Source organism: Helicobacter pylori, assembly GCF_017594925.1.
Taxonomy (GTDB): Bacteria; Campylobacterota; Campylobacteria; order Campylobacterales; family Helicobacteraceae; genus Helicobacter; species Helicobacter pylori_DP.
Window position 1 is genome coordinate 116,885 of sequence record NZ_JAALNT010000001.1, and the last position, 18,210, is coordinate 135,094.

The window sequence follows — 18,210 nt, forward strand, 5'->3', positions numbered from 1 at the left end:
GAAAATGAAAATAACATATTGTGATGCGCTAATTATTGGAGGCGGACTGGCCGGGTTAAGGGCTAGTATCGCATGCAAACAAAAGGGTTTAAACACCATCGTTTTAAGCCTAGTACCTGTCAGGCGTTCGCACTCGGCGGCCGCTCAAGGGGGCATGCAAGCGAGCCTTGCGAACGCTAAAAAAAGCGAGGGCGATAATGAAGATTTACACTTTTTAGACACGGTTAAGGGGAGCGATTGGGGGTGCGATCAGCAAGTGGCTAGGATGTTTGTAACCACTGCTCCTAAAGCCATTAGGGAATTGGCCAGTTGGGGGGTGCCTTGGACTAGGATTAAAAAGGGCGATAGGCCTGCGGTCGTCAATGGTGAGCATGTTACGATTACCGAAAGAGACGATAGGCATGGTTATATTCTAAGCCGTGATTTTGGTGGCACTAAAAAATGGCGCACATGCTTTACGGCTGACGCCACAGGGCATACCATGCTTTATGCGGTCGCTAATGAAGCCTTACACCACAAGGTGGATATTCAAGACAGAAAGGATATGCTCGCTTTCATCCATCATGATAATAAATGCTATGGGGCGGTGGTAAGGGATTTGATCACCGGCGAAATTTCAGCGTATGTTTCTAAAGGTACGCTTTTAGCTACCGGAGGTTATGGACGCGTGTATAAACACACCACTAACGCCGTGATTTGCGATGGAGCCGGGGCGGCGAGCGCGTTAGAAACCGGCGTGGCTAAATTAGGCAACATGGAAGCGGTGCAATTCCACCCTACCGCTTTAGTGCCAAGCGGGATTTTAATGACTGAAGGTTGTAGGGGCGATGGCGGCGTTTTAAGAGACAAATTTGGCAGACGCTTCATGCCCGCTTATGAACCGGAGAAAAAAGAACTTGCAAGTAGGGATGTGGTCTCAAGGCGGATTTTAGAGCATATCCAAAAAGGCTATGGAGCCAAATCGCCCTATGGGGATCATGTGTGGCTGGATATTGCTATTTTAGGGCGTAACCATGTGGAAAAAAACTTAAGGGATGTGCGCGATATTGCCATGACTTTTGCGGGCATTGATCCGGCTGATAGCGAAGAGCAAACCAAAGACAACATGCAAGGAATGCCCACAAATGAGCCTGAATACGGGCAAGCGATGGCTAAACAAAAAGGCTGGATCCCCATAAAACCCATGCAACACTATTCTATGGGCGGGGTTAGGACAAACCCTAAAGGCGAAACCCATTTAAAAGGCTTGTTTTGTGCGGGTGAAGCGGCATGCTGGGATTTGCATGGGTTTAACCGCTTGGGGGGTAATTCCGTGAGTGAAGCGGTGGTCGCTGGCATGATCATAGGGGATTATTTCGCCTCACATTGTTTGGAAGCGCAAATTGAAATCAACACGCAAAAGGTTGAAGCTTTCATTAAAGAAAGCCAGGATTACATGCATTTCTTGTTGCATAATGAAGGCAAAGAAGACGTGTATGAAATTAGAGAACGCATGAAAGAAGTCATGGATGAAAAAGTGGGCGTTTTTAGAGAAGGCAAAAAATTAGAAGAAGCCCTTAAAGAATTGCAAGAACTTTATGCACGCTCCAAAAACATTTGCGTGAAAAACAAGGTTTTACACAATAACCCTGAATTAGAAGACGCTTACCGCATCAAAAAAATGCTCAAACTCGCGCTTTGTATCACTCAAGGGGCGTTACTGCGCACCGAAAGCAGAGGGGCTCACACAAGGATTGATTACCCCAAAAGAGACGATGAAAAATGGCTTAATCGGACTTTAGCGAGCTGGCCTAGCGCTGAGCAAGACATGCCCACGATTGAATACGAAGAATTAGACGTGATGAAAATGGAAATCAGCCCTGATTTTAGGGGCTATGGCAAAAAGGGTAATTTCATCCCCCACCCCAAAAAAGAAGAGCGCGACGCTGAGATTTTAAAAACGATTTTAGAATTAGAAAAGCTTGGAAAAGACAGGATAGAAGTCCAGCATGCGCTCATGCCTTTTGAACTGCAAGAAAAATACAAAGCCAGGAACATGCGTTTAGAAGATGAGGAAGTCAGGGCTAGGGGGGAACATTTGTATTCTTTCAATGTCCATGATTTATTAGACCAACACAACGCTAACCTAAAAGGAGAACACCATGAGTGATAATGAACGAACGATTGTAGTTAGAGTGTTAAAATTTGACCCTCAAAGCGCGGTGAGTAAGCCGCATTTTAAAGAGTATCAATTGAAAGAAACGCCATCCATGACGCTCTTTATCGCTTTAAATCTCATTAGAGAGCATCAAGATCCGGATTTGAGCTTTGATTTTGTGTGCCGTGCTGGGATTTGCGGCTCTTGCGCGATGATGGTTAATGGGAGACCGAGATTGGCTTGCAAAACCCTAACTTCTAGCTTTGAAAGCGGGGTGATTACGCTCATGCCCATGCCCAGTTTTACGCTCATTAAAGATTTGAGCGTGAATACCGGCGATTGGTTTTTGGATATGACTAAAAGGGTGGAGAGTTGGGCGCATTCTAAAGAAGAGGTGGATATTACTAAGCCGGAAAAAAGGGTTGAGCCTGATGAAGCTCAAGAAGTCTTTGAACTAGACAGGTGTATTGAATGCGGGTGCTGTATCGCTTCTTGTGGGACTAAACTCATGCGCCCTAATTTCATTGGGGCTGCTGGCATGAACAGAGCCATGCGCTTTATGATTGACAGCCACGATGAAAGAAGCGATGATGATTTTTATGAGTTAGTGGGCGATGATGATGGTGTTTTTGGGTGCATGAGCTTGATTGCTTGCCATGACACTTGCCCTAAAGAATTACCCTTGCAAAGCAGTATCGCCACTTTGCGCAACCGAATGTTGAAAGTGGGTAAAAGCCGCTAATTTCTTTTTAGTGGGTCGTTTTTGAAAATCTTTTTAGTCCTTTTAAGCGTCTTTTTTTTTAATGGGTGTTTTGGGTTAGTCTATAAGACTCCCATTTCAAGCCCCCCTATCTCTTATGATCCCTACACTACCACCATTGGGAGCTTATACGCTAAAAATTTGAAAGAAAACCCTAACCATAGTGCGGCCATTCTTTTAGAAGACGGCTTTGACGCTTTATTGCACAGAGTGGGTCTTATTAGAATGAGCCAAAAAAGCATTGACATGCAAACTTATATTTATAAGAACGATCTTTCCTCTCAAGTGATCGCTAAAGAACTTTTAAATGCGGCCAATCGTGGGGTAAAAGTGCGCATCCTTTTAGATGATAACGGGGTGTATTCGGATTTTTCAGATATTATGCTCTTAAATTTCCATAAAAACATTGAAGTGAAAATTTTTAACCCCTACTATATCCGCAATAAAGGCTTGCGCTATTTTGAAATGCTTGCGGATTATGAGCGCATTAAAAAACGCATGCACAACAAGCTTTTCATCGTGGATAATTTCGCTGTCATTATAGGAGGGCGCAATATTGGGGACAATTATTTTGATAACGATTTAGACACGAATTTTTTAGATTTAGACGCTTTGTTTTTTGGGGGGGTTGCTTCAAAAGCCAAAGAAAGCTTTGAACGCTATTGGAGGTTCCACCGCTCTATCCCTGTTTCATTACTAAGAACCCATAAAAGACTCAAAAACAACGCTAAAGAAATCGCTAAACTCCATGAAAAAATCCCTATCAGCGCTGAAGACAAAAACCAGTTTGAAAAAAAAGTCAATGATTTTATAGATCGTTTCCAAAAATACCAATACCCCATTTATTATGGGAATGCCATTTTTTTAGCCGATTCACCCAAAAAAATTGACACGCCCTTGTATTCGCCTATCAAAATCGCTTTTGAGAAAGCCCTTAAAAACGCTAAGGACTCCGTTTTTATCGCTTCATCGTATTTTATTCCAGGCAAAAAGATGATGAAAATCTTTAAAAATCAAATTTCTAAGGGGATTGAATTGAATATTCTTACCAATTCCCTTTCATCAACGGATGCTATCGTGGTCTATGGGGCGTGGGAAAGGTATCGCAACCAATTAGTGCGAATGGGTGCGAATGTCTATGAAATACGAAACGATTTTTTCAACCGCCAGATTAAAGGGCGCTTTAGCACCAAACATTCCTTGCACGGCAAGACGATTGTTTTTGATGACAATTTAACGCTTCTAGGGAGTTTTAATATTGATCCGCGCTCTGCATACATCAACACTGAAAGCGCGGTTTTGTTTGACAACCCGTCTTTTGCTAAAAGGGTGCGTTTGTCGCTTAAAGATCATGCCCAACAATCATGGCATTTGGTTTTGTATCGGCATAGAGTGATTTGGGAAGCTACAGAAGAAGGGATTTTAATCCATGAAAAAACTTCGCCTGACACTTCCTTCTTTTTGCGCTTGATTAAAGAATGGTCTAAAGTCCTTCCTGAAAGAGAGCTTTAAAACTTTTAATGCCCTTTATTTTGCGAAAAAGCGATGTTATTGGTAACGGCGGCTAACAGCGCTGAACACACAAACACCAAATGGATCACCACTTGCCAAAAAATGGGGTTATGCGATAGGGGCGTGTCCTTAGGGATACTGGATAACACATCTTCCAAACTCATGTAGCGTTTGAGCAAAAAGATCGCCGAAATGGCTACAATGGAGAGTGAAACCTTTAATTTTAAAGCGTTAAAATCCGTGTGCTTTAGCCAGGTGATTTCACTGGCATCCACCTTGTCTAATTTAGAAACAAAGCTTTCATAACTGGCGAGCAGCACCATCAAAACAAGCCCTGCCATAAACAACAAATCCACTAAACCTAAGGCTGATAAAACCAAATCCGTTTCGCTGATCGTGTTTAAATGGCTTAGCATGTGCCACAACTCTTTCATGAACACATAGCCTAAAACCACCAGCACTAACGACATGGCAATGCATAAAGGGGCTAGCAACCAACGAGTGGCAAACAACACTCTTTCAATCAATTTTTCTAACATCTCAACTCTTTTAATTATGGCTTTTTGAAGCCTTGATTATAGCTAATAAAACGCCCCGAGTGGCTAACAGAACGCCTTTGATGGAGTGAAATCTCAAGCCATTCTTATGGTATTTATGGTATAAATTTGACTGCTGCATGCAACAAAGGAAAACTGAGTGAAAACCACTATAAAAGAGATCTTTCAAGAGGAAGGATACAGCATCCCCAACTATCAGAGGGATTACGCCTGGAAGGACAAGAATTTTAGGGATCTGTAAGAAGATCTAGAAGAAGCGATAGGATACAACAAAAAGGGTTATGGGCATTTTATAGGCACCATGGTTGTCGCTAAGAATGAAGACAACAAAAAATTGTATGACATCATTGACGGCCAGCAGCGAACGACTACCATCTTCATACTCTTGCATGTCTTGGCGAACAAACAAAATGAGAAAGACAAGCAAGAAACAAGAAAATATCTATACCAAAAGGGGGAATTAAAATTAGAAGTCGCCCCTCAAAACCAAAGCTTCTTCAAAACGCTCTTGGAAGCGGCAGAAAAGGGGAATATCAGCCATTGCGAAAAAGATGCAGACACCGAGGGCAAGCAAAATCTTTTTGAAGTTTTGAAGGCCATCTTGGACAAAGTCAGCAAATTGAGTGAAGAAGGAGTGAATGAGCGTTTGGAGACGCTGTTGAAAATGGTTTTGATGCGGCTTGAAGAGCCCGATCCTGGAAGAGCCATCAGAACCTTTCAAAGCGTGAATGACAGAGGCGTGCCTCTCCTCTTGCTGGACAAACTAAAATCCCTTCTCATCTATTACTCCAACACTTTTTGCGATGGGAAAATGGGGCTAGACCAATTTATCAACGATCATTTTGGGGAGATCTTTAAGATCTTTGCCAAGATCAAAAAGAGCGACCATATCTCCAGCGTTGGAGGCTTTGATGAAGGCGATATCTTCCGCTACCACGCAGGGAGCCAAAGATTTGATGGAATCGAGTTTTTAGGGCACTACAGAACAAGCACAGAAGACACCTATGAGAAACTCAAAGCTGAACTAAAAAAATCAAAAGCACCAAAAGCACATTGGAAAGTTTCATCCAATCCTATGTCAGCGATTTGAAAAATTTCTATCAGGCCTTCCTTGATCTATTGAGCGAGATTGACACCAACCCAACCACCCTTAAGGTCATGCTCATCAACAGAATCAACCCGCTTTTTTTTAATTCGCTCATCCGCCTGAAAATCAACAACAAACTAGACGATGAAACGCTGAAAATCTTTGCCAAAACCGATATTGTGCTTTTCAAATCTACTAGAAATTTAGAATCAAAGGCCTACAACCTGATTAATGCGTATCTTAAAAAGGGCAAAGAGGGATTGAAGAGCGAGATGATTGCTCAATGCAGAAATGATATAGAGGATATAGAGCTGGCTTCTTTGAAGCTTGTAAAGGACGCGTTCAACTCATCATGCTTCCACTATGTCTTCTTTGAAAAGAACTGCCAGGAGATGGGTCTTGCCGATCTCAAAAAATTGATCCCTGAGAAGCAATTCTCCCAAGAAAAAGAGCACATCATCCCCATCAATTTATTAAAATTGGATAATGAAATTAAGATCCAAGAACTTGGTTTTGAAGACAAGAAAGATCTTGAAAACTACATTGACACATACGGCAATCTCATCTCCTTAGAAAGTTCGCTCAATCGTGAGGCAAGCGATAAGGATCTGTATGAAAAAGATGAAATCTACAAACGTAGTGAGATTCCTTTCAACAGACGCTTTAATGTAAAAGATTTCAAAAAAGAGGTTTTGATAGAAAGGAATAATAAAATGGAAAAATGGCTGATCAACACCTTCTTTAAGGATTTCGCCGCCCACTAAAGAGCGTGAAGCTTAAAAGAGCGTGAGTGCACTTACTCTCTTGGCTTCTAGCCCCACAACCACACCCATAAAGCTAGTTTCAAACCGCTCTCTTCTTTGGAGAGTTATGGGTTATCAAACAGCAAGCAATAATTTTACAAAATTTAAACGCTCCGTAGTTTTCAAACAATAAACAAATGCCTTTAACGAATGAATGCTCTTTAAGGCTGAATTCAAACACAAAAATTATCTGAATTCCTCAAAGACCAAATAGGTATATTGATCAAAAAAATCTGTTTATCTTCATTGTCTGTTAAAATTATCCGAGCCGATGGAGCAAGCTACCCCATCGTTTTAGCGCTTGGGTGATCTGCTAAAAACACCCAAGAAAAAAATAAGAATTTTTAGCCCAAACCCCTAGCGTGCTTCTATGACAACCGGTTTAGTCATCTTTTTGCTGACTTCATCGGCATGCATTAAGGCTTCTTGCTTGCTCTTATAAGGGCCTATGAGATAGCGCTTCGTCGCTCCCCTATCTTCAATCTTATGGGGGAATTGGTTAAACGCTTGTAAAAACGCTTTATTGGGTGTGTGTGCAAAAACCCCCACTTGCAAATAATGCCCTTTAGTAAGATTGGTTTTAGAATTGGCTTTTTTAGGAACTTCTTTATGGGCTTCTTTTTTGGCTTTTGGCTCTTTAGCCGCATGCTTAGCTTTATCTTTATGAGCTTGCTTATCTTTAGGGGTTACTTCAGGCTTTTTATGGGGGGTTTCTTTTTTAGCCACAGCTTGAGATTCTTTTTGAGCACTCATGGGAGTGTGTTCAACAGCTTTTAATTCTTTTTGAGATTCTTGCGTTTCTTCTGTTGTTTTCATCTCCATTTGAGCTTGATCGGTTTGAATGGGCATGTTAAACGCATCGCTTTCTTGCTTTTTAACATTATCCGCCACTTTGTCCAAATCGCTTTCTTGTTTGGAAGGATCCAAATTCAAGTTTTCAAACGCATCGTCTTTTTTCTCGTCTTTAGTGTTGCCTATTTTTTGCATGCCACTATCGGTTTGTAAAAAAGTCTCTTTAGGAGCGACTCTCGTGCTTTTCCAAAACACCATTAAAAGCACCGCTAAAATGATAATGGCTATAGCCACGATCAAAAACACCTTTTTAGTGCCGCCCCCATTATTTTCTTCTTCTAAGATCACTTCACTCAGTCTTTCTTTTTCTGACATCAAAAATCCTTTCAAAAATGGTTATAAATGCTTCGCCCAAGAACTCCCTCGCTCTTTTGCAAACACCTCATAAGGTAAAGCTAAAATATTAAATTCCTTAGGCCATTCGTTGCTAGGGAATATCCTCCATTCTTTAGGCAACCCTTGCGCTAATTTCATGGACAAAGTTTTAATCAACCTCTCGCCCTCGCCCAATTCCGTATGCCCCTTATGCACATACAAATGCAAATGCCCTGGCGTCTTCGTGTTATAAGCGGTAAAATTCATAAAACCTTCCTCACGAAGCAATAACTGCGCCTTATGGTAAAAACGCTCCGGGTTCCTCCCGTTATAATCAAACACGATGTTTTCCACCTTATCATTACGCAAGATAAGGTTGTGCGCGATTTCTATCTCCCTTTTCAAATGCTTTTGAATGAGCGAACTTGTGAGCATGGCATTCACTCTTTGGAATTTATTATAATAGCAACGCCCCGCATAATCCATTCTCTCCCCCAAGCCTGGTTTTTTTTCAAAATAATGGCTTGTATCTATCTTAATGAGCTTTAATTCCATTTCTGTCATCTTGACTCCCTTAAAAAATGGGTTGGTGGTACACAGGGAATTGACTAGCCATGGCCTTCAATTCTTCTTTCACATGCAATTGCAAACTAACATTATTAATATCATTCAAAATATCTGATATTTTATTCCCTATGATTTCAAATTCTTTAGCTCCCATGCCCCTTGCGCTCAATGCCGCTGAGCCAATCCTTATCCCGCTCGTTACAAAAGGGCTGCGCGTTTCACCAGGAATGGTGTTTTTATTCACGGTGATTCCGGCATTCCCTAAGGCAATATCAGCGTCTTTCCCGCTATAAGGCTTATCCAAGAAATCCATTAAAAGCAAATGGTTAGAAGTGCCACCGCTCACTAACTTGTGGTTTTTTTCTTTTAACGATTTAGCGAGAACTTGCATGTTAGATTTCACTAACTTTGCATAAGCTTTAAATTCTGGTTTTAGATTCTCTTTAAACCCCACCGCTTTAGCAGCAATCACATGCATCAAAGGCCCGCCTTGAGTCCCTGGAAAAATCGCTTTATCAATCTTAGCCGCTATCTCTTCGTCATTAGTTAGAATAAGCCCCCCTCTAGGCCCTCTTAAGGTCTTATGAGTGGTGCTTGAAACCACATGGCAATGCGGGAAAGGATGGGCATGCTCATCAGCGACTACAAGCCCTGCCACATGGGCTATATCGCCTAGTAGTAACGCCCCCACTTCATCAGCGATTTCCCTAAATTTCTTAAAATCAATCTCCCTTGGATAGGCTGAAAACCCGCACACAATGATTTCTGGCTTAACGCTTTGAGCGATTTTTAGCGCCTCTTCATAATCAATATAGCCATCCAAATTCACGCCATAAGAAAAGCTCTGATAATGCTTGCCGGTTAAACTCACCTTAGCGCCATGCGTTAAATGCCCTCCACAGCTTAAATCCATGCCTAAAATCTTGTCATAAGGCTTTAAAAGGGCGTGATAGACAGCGTTATTAGCTTGTGAGCCTGAATGCGCTTGCACATTAGCGAACTGGCAATTAAAAAGCTTTTTAGCCCTTTCTATGGCTAGGCTTTCTATTTTATCCACCACTTCACAGCCTCCATAATAGCGCTTGTTAGGATAGCCCTCAGCGTATTTATTCGTTAAAATGCTCCCCATAGCTTCCATAACACTAGGAAAAGTGTAATTCTCGCTCGCTATCATTTCTAAATGCTCATTTTGCCGCTTGTATTCTTCAAAGATAAGTTCAAAAATTTCACTATCCGTTTGTTCTAAAAAATACGCCATTATTCTCCACTCTCAATATTAAAATCGTTTTTAACAGGACGCATCGCTGGGAATAAAATCACATCTTTAATGCTTTTAGCTCCAGTGAGTAACATCACTAATCGGTCAATACCTATGCCTTGCCCTGCAGTGGGGGGCATCCCATGGGCTAGGGCCCACACGTAATCTTCATCCATGTATTGGGCTTCTTCATCGCCTTTTTCTTTCTCAGCCACTTGATTTTTAAAGCGTTCTAATTGATCTAAAGGGTCGTTCAACTCGCTAAAGCCATTAGCGATTTCTTTTCCTGCAATGAACAATTCAAACCTGTCAGCAATATTAGGGTTACTATCGTTGCGTCTGGCTAAGGGGCTAATCTCAATAGGGTATTGGGTTACAAAAGTGGGGTTAATGAGTTGGTGCTCTACAAAATGATCAAACGCTTCAGCGAGCAATTTGCCATAAGTGAGATTGGTCTCTACTTTAATGCCCTGCTCTAACAAATAAGCCAAAAGCCTGTCTTCTTTTTCCAAAATACCCCTACTAATGCCCCCTATTGTTTCTAAAGCGTCCAAATAGGAAATCACGCTCGTTTGGTTGAAATCCACTTCCATATCGTTATAAATGATTTTTGAATCTAAATTTAAAGTCTTTAGCAAGTAGTCAAATAGCCTCTTACTGAGTTCAATCAAATCTTCATAAGTGTGATACGCCCAATAAAACTCAATCATCGTAAATTCGGGATTATGGCTGTGATCCATGCCCTCATTTCTGAAATTACGATTGATTTCAAACACCGCTTCAAACCCCCCCACAATCAAGCGTTTGAGGTATAATTCTGGAGCGATTCTTAAATACCTCTCCACCTCCAAAGCGTTATGGTAAGTGATAAAAGGCCTTGCGTTCGCCCCGCCAGGAATGGGGTGCATCATGGGGGTTTCCACTTCTAAAAACCCTTCCATTTCAAAAAATTTCCGCACGCTAGAAACAATCAAACTGCGTTTTTTAAACACATCTTTAACGCTAGGATTGACGATCAAATCCAAATAGCGCTGGCGGTAACGCAATTCTATATCGCTTAATCCATGAAATTTTTCAGGCAAAGGCACAATGGTTTTGCTTAAAATGTGAAATTCTAGGGCATGAACGCTCAATTCACCGGTTTTGGTAGCAAAAGGGAAACCTTTCACCAACACAATATCGCCCACTTCTAAATGCTTTTTCAGGCTTTTAAATTCATCGTTCAATTCATTTTGCGAAACATAAGCTTGCAAAATCGCGCTTTCATCTTCAATTTTAATAAAGCATGCCTTACCCATTAAACGCAAAAGCTTGACCCTCCCTACAATACTTTCGCATTTTTCTTTGTCTTTAGGCTCTTCTAAACCCTTAACATAAGCGTATTTTTCTAAAAAAGCGGCGTTGGTGAGGCTTCGTTTCAAGCCATTTTGATAAGGGTTTTTCCCTTCTTCTCTCAAGCTATTGGCTTTATGGATGCGTTGTTGGATGTATTGGTTAGAAAACATGTGATGCCTTTTATAGGGGTTCTTTATTAGATGGGGTGGGGTTTGGTGGGGTTTGGTTAGCTTTTGGATCCAGCATGTCTTTAGGCAAATCTTTAGCCTTTTCTTTTAAAGATTCCACGCCCTTATCCATCGCTTTATCAAAAGATTGTTTATTTTTATTAAAAGATTCTTTATTTTTGACTTCATCGCTCATTTCTTCAAGGTTGTCTTTAAGGTTTTGCTCCACATGTTTGACGCCATCAAGGCGCATGATCTTACTAGCAACGCTTTTCATGGTAGAAAAAAAAGCGCTTTTTTCTTGCAAGTAGGCGTTAGCGTCTTTCATCACTTCCATTTTAGAGAGCACATAAAGGATGAAAGAAAGCACTAAAAAAGTCTTCAAGCATGAAAAAATAAACCCTAACGCTTTGTCTATAATGCCTAACCCGCTAAAGACCAACACCTTGCCTAGCAACACTCCAAAAGCTAAAAAAAACACCCAAATAGACGCTAACACCAACAAAAAACCGATGAGATTCGTCATGGTTTCATTTCTCAAATCATACAAATGCTGTGAGAATAAATGCCCAACAGCCACAGAGTAGCGAGACGCTAAATACACGCCAAGCACAATCCCTAAAATCCCCGCCACTTCACTCACGAAACCATGATAAAATCCCCTAATCCCAAAAGCTACCACCACCACAAGTAACGCCAAATCAATATAGTTCAAACCCTAAACCCAAACCTTTCTCTCATATATCTCGCATAAAGATAGTGAGCACTCAAAAACGCCCCAAAAAACGCTCATGATTTTTTAACGCTATCAATCCACGCTCACTTGAAATTTGAAAATAATAACACAACTTAAAAAAAACTACCCTTAAAAAAATCAATCTAAAATTCTTAAATTAAAATATAGCTATAATACACTAAAACAATCTCAAGGTTTCAAAATCTAGCCATGCGTCTTATTCTATTCAATCAAAACGCCTTTTTATTAGCATGCATGTTTGTTTCAAGCGTGTATGTGAACGCTGTTTTAGACGCTTATGCAATTGAAAACCCCTATATCACTATCACACTCACAAGCCTATTAGCCCCTTTAAGCATGCTAGCGTTTTTAAAAACCCCCAGAAACAGCGCTTTTGCTTTGGGGTTTTTCGTGGGGGCGTTATTGTTCTACTGGTGCGCTTTAAGCTTTCGCTACTCGGATTTCACTTATTTATTACCCTTAATCATTGTTTTAGTAGCGTTAGTTTATGGGGTTTTATTTTATTTGTTGCTCTATTTTGAGAACCCCTATTTCAGGCTTTTGAGTTTTTTAGGCTCTAGTTTTATCCACCCTTTTGGATTTGATTGGTTAGTCCCGGATAGCTTTTTTTCTTATAGCGTGTTTAGGGTGGATAAATTATCGCTAGGGCTTGTTTTTTTGGCTTGCATTTTTTTGAGCGCTCAAAATCTTAAAAAATACAGAATAATAGGGGTTTTATTGCTGCTTGGCGCGTTGGATTTTAATGGTTTTAAAACAAGCGATTTAAAAAAGGTTGGAAATATTGAATTAGTCTCTACAAAAACGCCCCAAGATTTGAAATTTGACTCAAACTACCTTAATAATATTGAAAACAACATCCTTAAAGAAATCAAGCTCGCTCAAAGCAAGCAAAAAACCTTGATTGTTTTTCCAGAAACCGCTTACCCCATCGCTTTAGAAAATTCCCCCTTTAAAGCGAAGCTAGAAGATTTAAGCGATAATATTGCTATTTTAATAGGGACATTACGCACCCAAGGCTATAGCCTTTATAACAGCTCGTTTTTATTTTCTAAAGAGGGCGTTCAGATCGCTGATAAAGTGATCTTAGCCCCCTTTGGCGAGACCATGCCTTTACCGGAATTTCTTCAAAAACCCCTTGAAAAGCTCTTTTTTGGCGAGAGCGCTTATTTATACCGCAACGCTTCTAGTTTCAGCGATTTTACATTAGACGATTTTACTTTTCGCCCCCTGATTTGCTATGAAGGCACTTCCAAACCCGCTTATTCAAACAGCCCTTCAAAAATTTTTATCGTGATGAGCAATAACGCATGGTTTAGCCCAAGCATTGAACCCACCTTACAAAGAACGCTTTTAAAATACTATGCAAGGCGTTATGATAAGATCATCTTGCACAGCGCGAATTTTTCAACTTCTTACATTTTAAGCCCTAGCTTATTGGGCGATATTCTTTTTAGGAAACGATCATGATTAAAGCAACTGGTATTTCTCATGCTTTTGAAAAACCTCTTTATAATGGCGTGGATTTACACATTAAACCCAAAGAAAGCCTAGCGATTTTAGGCGTGAGCGGGAGCGGTAAAAGCACGCTTTTAAGCCATCTAGCCACCATGCTAAAACCCAATAGTGGGACGATTAGTTTGTTAGAACACCAGGATATTTATGCCTTAAATTCCAAAAAGCTTTTGGAACTACGGCGCTTAAAGGTGGGCATAATCTTCCAATCGCATTACCTTTTTAAGGGTTTTAGCGCTTTAGAAAACTTGCAAGTCGCTTCCATCCTAGCCAAGCAAGAAATAAATCATTCCCTTTTAGAACAATTAGGCATAGCCCACACCCTAAAACAAGGCGTGGGTGAATTGAGCGGCGGCCAGCAACAACGCTTAAGCATCGCCAGAGTGCTTTCTAAAAAACCTAAAATCATTATCGCTGATGAACCCACCGGGAATTTAGACACCATTAGCGCTAATCAGGTCATCAGCATGCTGCAAAATTATATTATAGAAGAGAAGGGGGCGTTAGTTTTGGCCACGCATGATGAGCATTTGGCTTTCACTTGCTCTCAAGTCTATCGCTTAGAAAAAGAAGTTTTGATTAAGGAGAAATAAGAAATGTTACAACGCCCTAAAATTGTCGCTGAATTGAGCGCTAATCATAACCAAGATTTAAACCTAGCTAAAGAAAGCCTTCATGCCATTAAGGAAAGCGGCGCGGATTTTGCCAAGCTCCAAACCTACACGCCAAGCTGCATGACTTTAAACTCTAAAGAAGATCCTTTCATCATTCAAGGCACTTTATGGGATAAAGAAAATTTGTATGGATTGTATCAAAAGGCTTCTACTCCCCTAGAGTGGCATGCTGAATTGTTTGAGTTGGCTAAAAAACTTGATTTAGGCATTTTTAGCTCGCCTTTTAGTTCAAAAGCTTTAGAACTTTTAGAGAGCCTAAATTGCCCCATGTATAAGATCGCTAGTTTTGAAATCGTTGATTTAGACTTGATTGAAAAGGCCGCTCGCACACAAAAGCCCATTATCCTTTCTAGCGGTATCGCTACAAGCATTGAATTGCAAGACGCTATTTCTTTGTGCAAAGGCGTGAATAATTTTGACATCACCCTTTTAAAATGCGTGAGCGCTTATCCCAGTAAAATAGAAGACGCTAACTTATTGAGCATGGTTAAATTAGGCGAAACCTTTGGCGTTAAATTTGGCTTAAGCGATCACACGATTGGCTCTCTTTGCCCCATTTTAGCCACCACTTTAGGAGCGAGCATGATAGAAAAGCATTTCATTTTAAACAAATCCTTACAAACCCCAGACAGCACTTTTAGCATGGATTTTAACGAATTTAAAAGCATGGTTGAAGCGATCAAACAAAGCGTTTTAGCCTTAGGCGAAGAAGAGCCTAAAATAAATCCAAAGACTTTAGAGGAGCGAAGATTCTTTATGCGCTCTTTATTTGTCATTAAGGATATTCAAAAAGGCGAAGCATTGACTGAAAACAATATCAGAGCCTTACGCCCCAACCTTGGCTTACACCCTAAATTTTATAAAGAAATTTTAGGCCAAAAGGCATCAAAATTTTTAAAAGCCAACACCCCTTTAAGCGTTGATGATATAGAACGCTCATTGTATGTTTGATTAAAAAATGGGGGTTTTAATTTTGTTTTGTGGTTTTAGATTTGATTTTAAACTCATTTTCTTAAGCTTTATTTAAAATTTTTAAGGGGTTAGGGGCATCGCTCTCATTAAATATTGCAACTAGAGCCTTATTTCAATTCCAATTAACTTCAATTTTTTAATAAAAACAAGATTACTTTGTTGTTATCGTTTTAAACCTTATAATAAATCCCATTTTTTAGGGAAATATTTTGTGCTTAATACCCCATAACCCCCAATCAAATTCCATAACCCCCAAAGACAGCTTTTTAAGAGATTATTTGCTTGGTTAAATCAATCTCTTTTTAGATTGTAAAAAATACTAAAACATTTTTTATAATTTTATAATAATCAATTCCAAACGAAAACAGAGAAAAGAAATTCTAAATAATTTTTAACCACAGATTTCACACGTATTTTAGAAAAAGCTCAAATAAGGGGGCTAATAACACCCCTTATGACAAAAAGGCTGTGTCTAAAGCACTAGATCAATAAAAAATAATCTCACTTCACCTTTTCAAGATACTCTTCTGTTTCCGTATTGACTTTAATCACCTCACCCTCTAAAACATGGAAAGGCACTTGCACGACCGCACCGGTTTCTAAAGTCGCTGGTTTTTTGCTCGCGCTTGAAGTATCGCCCTTAAAATTAGGAGCCGTTTCCACAATCTTTAAAGCCACAACTTGCGGCACATCCACTGAAATCGCCTTGTCATTATGCAATAAAACCTGCACTTGCATGCCGTCTAGCATCCATTTAGAAGCCTCACCCACTTGAGAGTCGTTCAAAGCGATTTGCTCATAGCTCTCTATATCCATGAATTGGTATGTATCGCCATCGTGATAAAGGTATTGCATCGTTTTTTCAACTAGATTAGGTTCTTCGCACTTATCCCCCGCATGGAAAGTCTTTTCAATCACCTTGCCATCTAAAAACGACTTGATTTTCGCGCGCACGAAAGCCGCACCCTTACCGGGCTTGACATGCTGGTATTCCACAATCCTATAAGGCACACCACCCAATTCAATTTTCAAGCCCTTTTTGAGCTCGCTCATCCCAATTGCCATGTTACACTCTTCCCTTGTTGATTAAATTTTATTAGCACTACCCAAAAGTTTCATGCGCTCTTTGACCACATTTTTAAGCGCTAATTGGGCCGGAGAAAAAAACTTCCTCAAATCAAATTGACTCTTATCTTCATTAGCCACCTTGCGCACTTCTGCGATGAAAGCGATCCTTAAATCCGTATCGGTATTGACCTTATTGATTCCCCCTTTTATAGATTCTTGTAAAAATTCAAAAGGCACGCCCTTAGAACCTTTCAAATCGCCTCCAGCGTCCAAATAAGATTTCCTCACATCATCTGGTATCGCGCTCGCTCCATGCAAAACTAAAGGGATATTAGTGAGCCTTTTGACTTCTTGCAAGCGTTCAAAGTCCAATTTTGGCTCGCCCTTAAACTTAAACGCTCCATGGCTTGTCCCAATGGCTGGGGCCAAGTAATCCACTTGAGATTCTTTGACAAACTGCTCCGCTTCTTTAGGATTCACTAACACCGCGTCCTTTTCATCTACTGAAATATTGTCTTCAATCCCCATTAAACGCCCTAGCTCCGCTTCCACGCTCACTCCAGCGTTATGCGCCATTTTGACCACTTTAGAAGTCAATTCCAAATTCTCTTCAAACGCATGATGAGACGCATCAATCATCACAGAAGTGAAACCCGCTCTCACGGCTTTTTCACAGCTTTCAAAAGTCGTTCCATGATCTAGGTGTAAGGCTACAGGAATGTGCGGGTAGCGTTCGCACATGATTTTCACCATGCCCACCGCCATATCAATCCCCATGTATTTGATCGCTCCTTCACTCGCTTGAATGAAAAGCGGAGAATTTTCCTCGTTTCCTGCTTCAAAAATAGCGTTTAGCATTTCAAAATTCACGAAATTAAACGCCCCCACCCCATAACCTTCTTTATGGGCTTTCAATAAGATTTCATTGCCTTTAACTAACATGATAACACCTCATCAATTACTTGTTGATAACAATTTTAGCGTGCTTCCTTAATTCCTCGATTCGTTGATTCATGCGTTCTTGGAAAAGCTTTTCTTGTAACATCCCCTTAATGGTGGGTTTGGCTTGCTCATAAGTATAAGTTACAGGGCTATCTTTTGAAATCAAATAAATAATATGATAACCAAACTCTGTTTTAACAGGGGTTTTAGTGTAATCCCCAGGAGTTAAAGCGAAAGCGGCTTTAGAAAAATCCGGAGCCATTTGGTTCTTTTGGAATTTCCCTAAATCACCGCCATTTTGCGCGTTCTTGCTGTTAGGATCAATCGTATCCCGATTGGCTAACTCAATGAATTTGGCTTCTTTTTTAGCCTTTGGCTGTTTGTCAATCTCAGAAATAATCCGTTTAGCCTCATCTTCGGTTTTCACTAAAATATGCCTAGCATGGGCTTCTTGCTTGACAAAAAGCTGATCTTTATTAGCGTTGTAAAAATCTTGCATTTCTTTTTCTGGGATTTGGACTTTTTTCACTTCTTCAGCCTGTTTTTTAGCCCAAAATTCCACTAAAGCCTGTTTTTTAACCGCTTCCATCATCGCTTTAAATTCTGGAGTCTGATTAAGCTTTTCTGCTTTAGCTTCATTTTCTACAAGCACGGTGCGAATAGCTTGCTCAATCAAGGCTTCTTTTTCTTTCTCTTTAAGCTTGTCAAAATCAAAATTAGGATTTCGTTGCTTAATCATATCAAAATCGCTTTTGGTGATAGGCCTGCCATCCACTGTCGCTAACACGCCTGCTGAAGAATCAGTCGTTTTTTTCGTGTTATGTGCAGCGTTATTCGCGTTATGAGCCGGCTTAGCCACCAAAAACGACGCGCTCAACGCACCCACTAACGCTAAATTTAAGATATTTTTTTTCATTGTGTGTTCTCCACTCTAA

The 18,210-nt window shown here is 40.4% G+C and carries 15 protein-coding genes and 1 pseudogene; 7 read left to right on the plus strand and 9 right to left on the minus strand.

All coding sequences use genetic code 11. The features are described 5' to 3' along the window. The first annotated feature begins 4 nt into the window (after positions 1 to 4). The 3 genes from G6069_RS00530 to clsC are packed head-to-tail and all read left to right on the plus strand — an operon-like array spanning position 5 to position 4,409. Positions 5 to 2,149 carry a fumarate reductase flavoprotein subunit gene (locus tag G6069_RS00530; RefSeq protein WP_197293045.1) on the plus strand — a complete coding sequence of 715 codons (2,145 nt, stop codon included), beginning with the start codon at positions 5 to 7 and terminating at the stop codon, positions 2,147 to 2,149. Continuing rightward, positions 2,142 to 2,879, plus strand: coding sequence for a fumarate reductase iron-sulfur subunit (locus G6069_RS00535; protein ID WP_001282433.1), 738 nt, complete (start codon positions 2,142 to 2,144; stop codon positions 2,877 to 2,879). Before G6069_RS00530 ends, G6069_RS00535 begins: the two co-directional genes overlap by 8 nt. A 21-nt stretch (positions 2,880 to 2,900) precedes the next feature. Beyond that, positions 2,901 to 4,409: a cardiolipin synthase ClsC gene (gene clsC / locus G6069_RS00540; protein ID WP_079358629.1), complete on the plus strand. Its 1,509-nt coding sequence runs from the start codon at positions 2,901 to 2,903 to the stop codon at positions 4,407 to 4,409. A 5-nt stretch (positions 4,410 to 4,414) separates the two neighbouring features. On the opposite strand, the gene G6069_RS00545 is transcribed toward clsC, so the two are convergent. Then, on the minus strand, positions 4,415 to 4,948 hold the full coding sequence (locus G6069_RS00545; protein WP_000890459.1) for a TIGR00645 family protein: 534 nt from the start codon (positions 4,946 to 4,948) through the stop codon (positions 4,415 to 4,417). Positions 4,949 to 5,267: 319 nt separating this feature from the next. Between G6069_RS00545 and G6069_RS00550 the strand changes: the two are divergent. Next, positions 5,268 to 6,817, plus strand: a pseudogene (locus tag G6069_RS00550) (DUF262 domain-containing protein). A 396-nt stretch (positions 6,818 to 7,213) separates the two neighbouring features. Here the strand turns inward: G6069_RS00550 and G6069_RS00555 are convergent. From G6069_RS00555 to G6069_RS00575, 5 genes are read right to left on the minus strand one after another with little or no spacing between them, the layout of a single operon-like run. Beyond that, the gene (locus G6069_RS00555) at positions 7,214 to 8,023 is read right to left on the minus strand and encodes an SPOR domain-containing protein (RefSeq protein ID WP_197293046.1); all 810 of its coding nucleotides are present in this window, start codon (positions 8,021 to 8,023) and stop codon (positions 7,214 to 7,216) included. A 21-nt stretch (positions 8,024 to 8,044) separates the two neighbouring features. Beyond that, positions 8,045 to 8,587 carry a DUF1882 domain-containing protein gene (locus G6069_RS00560; protein ID WP_000138069.1) on the minus strand — a complete coding sequence of 181 codons (543 nt, stop codon included), beginning with the start codon at positions 8,585 to 8,587 and terminating at the stop codon, positions 8,045 to 8,047. A gap of 10 nt (positions 8,588 to 8,597) precedes the next feature. Next, positions 8,598 to 9,848, minus strand: a complete 1,251-nt coding sequence (locus G6069_RS00565) for a serine hydroxymethyltransferase (protein ID WP_187936556.1) — start codon at positions 9,846 to 9,848, stop codon at positions 8,598 to 8,600. Next, positions 9,848 to 11,353 (minus strand): lysine--tRNA ligase, encoded by a 1,506-nt coding sequence (gene lysS, locus G6069_RS00570; RefSeq protein WP_197293047.1) that lies wholly within the window; start codon positions 11,351 to 11,353, stop codon positions 9,848 to 9,850. Before lysS ends, G6069_RS00565 begins: the two co-directional genes overlap by 1 nt. A gap of 10 nt (positions 11,354 to 11,363) precedes the next feature. Further along, a complete protein-coding gene (locus G6069_RS00575) occupies positions 11,364 to 12,065 on the minus strand; it encodes a CvpA family protein (RefSeq protein WP_197293048.1) in 702 nt (233 codons plus the stop codon). Positions 12,066 to 12,296: 231 nt separating this feature from the next. Between G6069_RS00575 and G6069_RS00580 the strand changes: the two genes are divergently transcribed. The 3 genes from G6069_RS00580 to pseI are packed head-to-tail and all read left to right on the plus strand — an operon-like array spanning position 12,297 to position 15,244. Further along, the gene (locus tag G6069_RS00580; RefSeq protein WP_197293049.1) at positions 12,297 to 13,574 is read left to right on the plus strand and encodes an apolipoprotein N-acyltransferase; all 1,278 of its coding nucleotides are present in this window, start codon (positions 12,297 to 12,299) and stop codon (positions 13,572 to 13,574) included. Further along, positions 13,571 to 14,212 (plus strand): ABC transporter ATP-binding protein, encoded by a 642-nt coding sequence (locus G6069_RS00585; RefSeq protein WP_197293050.1) that lies wholly within the window; start codon positions 13,571 to 13,573, stop codon positions 14,210 to 14,212. Before G6069_RS00580 ends, G6069_RS00585 begins: the two co-directional genes overlap by 4 nt. Before the next feature lie 3 nt (positions 14,213 to 14,215). Continuing rightward, a complete protein-coding gene (gene pseI / locus G6069_RS00590) occupies positions 14,216 to 15,244 on the plus strand; it encodes a pseudaminic acid synthase (RefSeq protein ID WP_197293051.1) in 1,029 nt (342 codons plus the stop codon). A 522-nt stretch (positions 15,245 to 15,766) separates the two neighbouring features. On the opposite strand, the gene efp is transcribed toward pseI, so the two are convergent. Genes efp through cbf2 form a run of 3 tightly spaced genes read right to left on the minus strand, consistent with a single transcriptional unit; the run spans position 15,767 to position 18,191 of the window. Beyond that, positions 15,767 to 16,330, minus strand: coding sequence for an elongation factor P (efp, locus tag G6069_RS00595; RefSeq protein WP_000974267.1), 564 nt, complete (start codon positions 16,328 to 16,330; stop codon positions 15,767 to 15,769). Positions 16,331 to 16,351: 21 nt separating this feature from the next. Then, on the minus strand, positions 16,352 to 17,275 hold the full coding sequence (locus G6069_RS00600; RefSeq protein ID WP_000960461.1) for a class II fructose-bisphosphate aldolase: 924 nt from the start codon (positions 17,273 to 17,275) through the stop codon (positions 16,352 to 16,354). 16 nt (positions 17,276 to 17,291) lie between these two features. Next, complete coding sequence (gene cbf2 / locus G6069_RS00605) at positions 17,292 to 18,191, minus strand: peptidylprolyl isomerase CBF2 (RefSeq protein ID WP_197293052.1); 900 nt, start codon at positions 18,189 to 18,191, stop codon at positions 17,292 to 17,294. Positions 18,192 to 18,210: the final 19 nt, after the last annotated feature.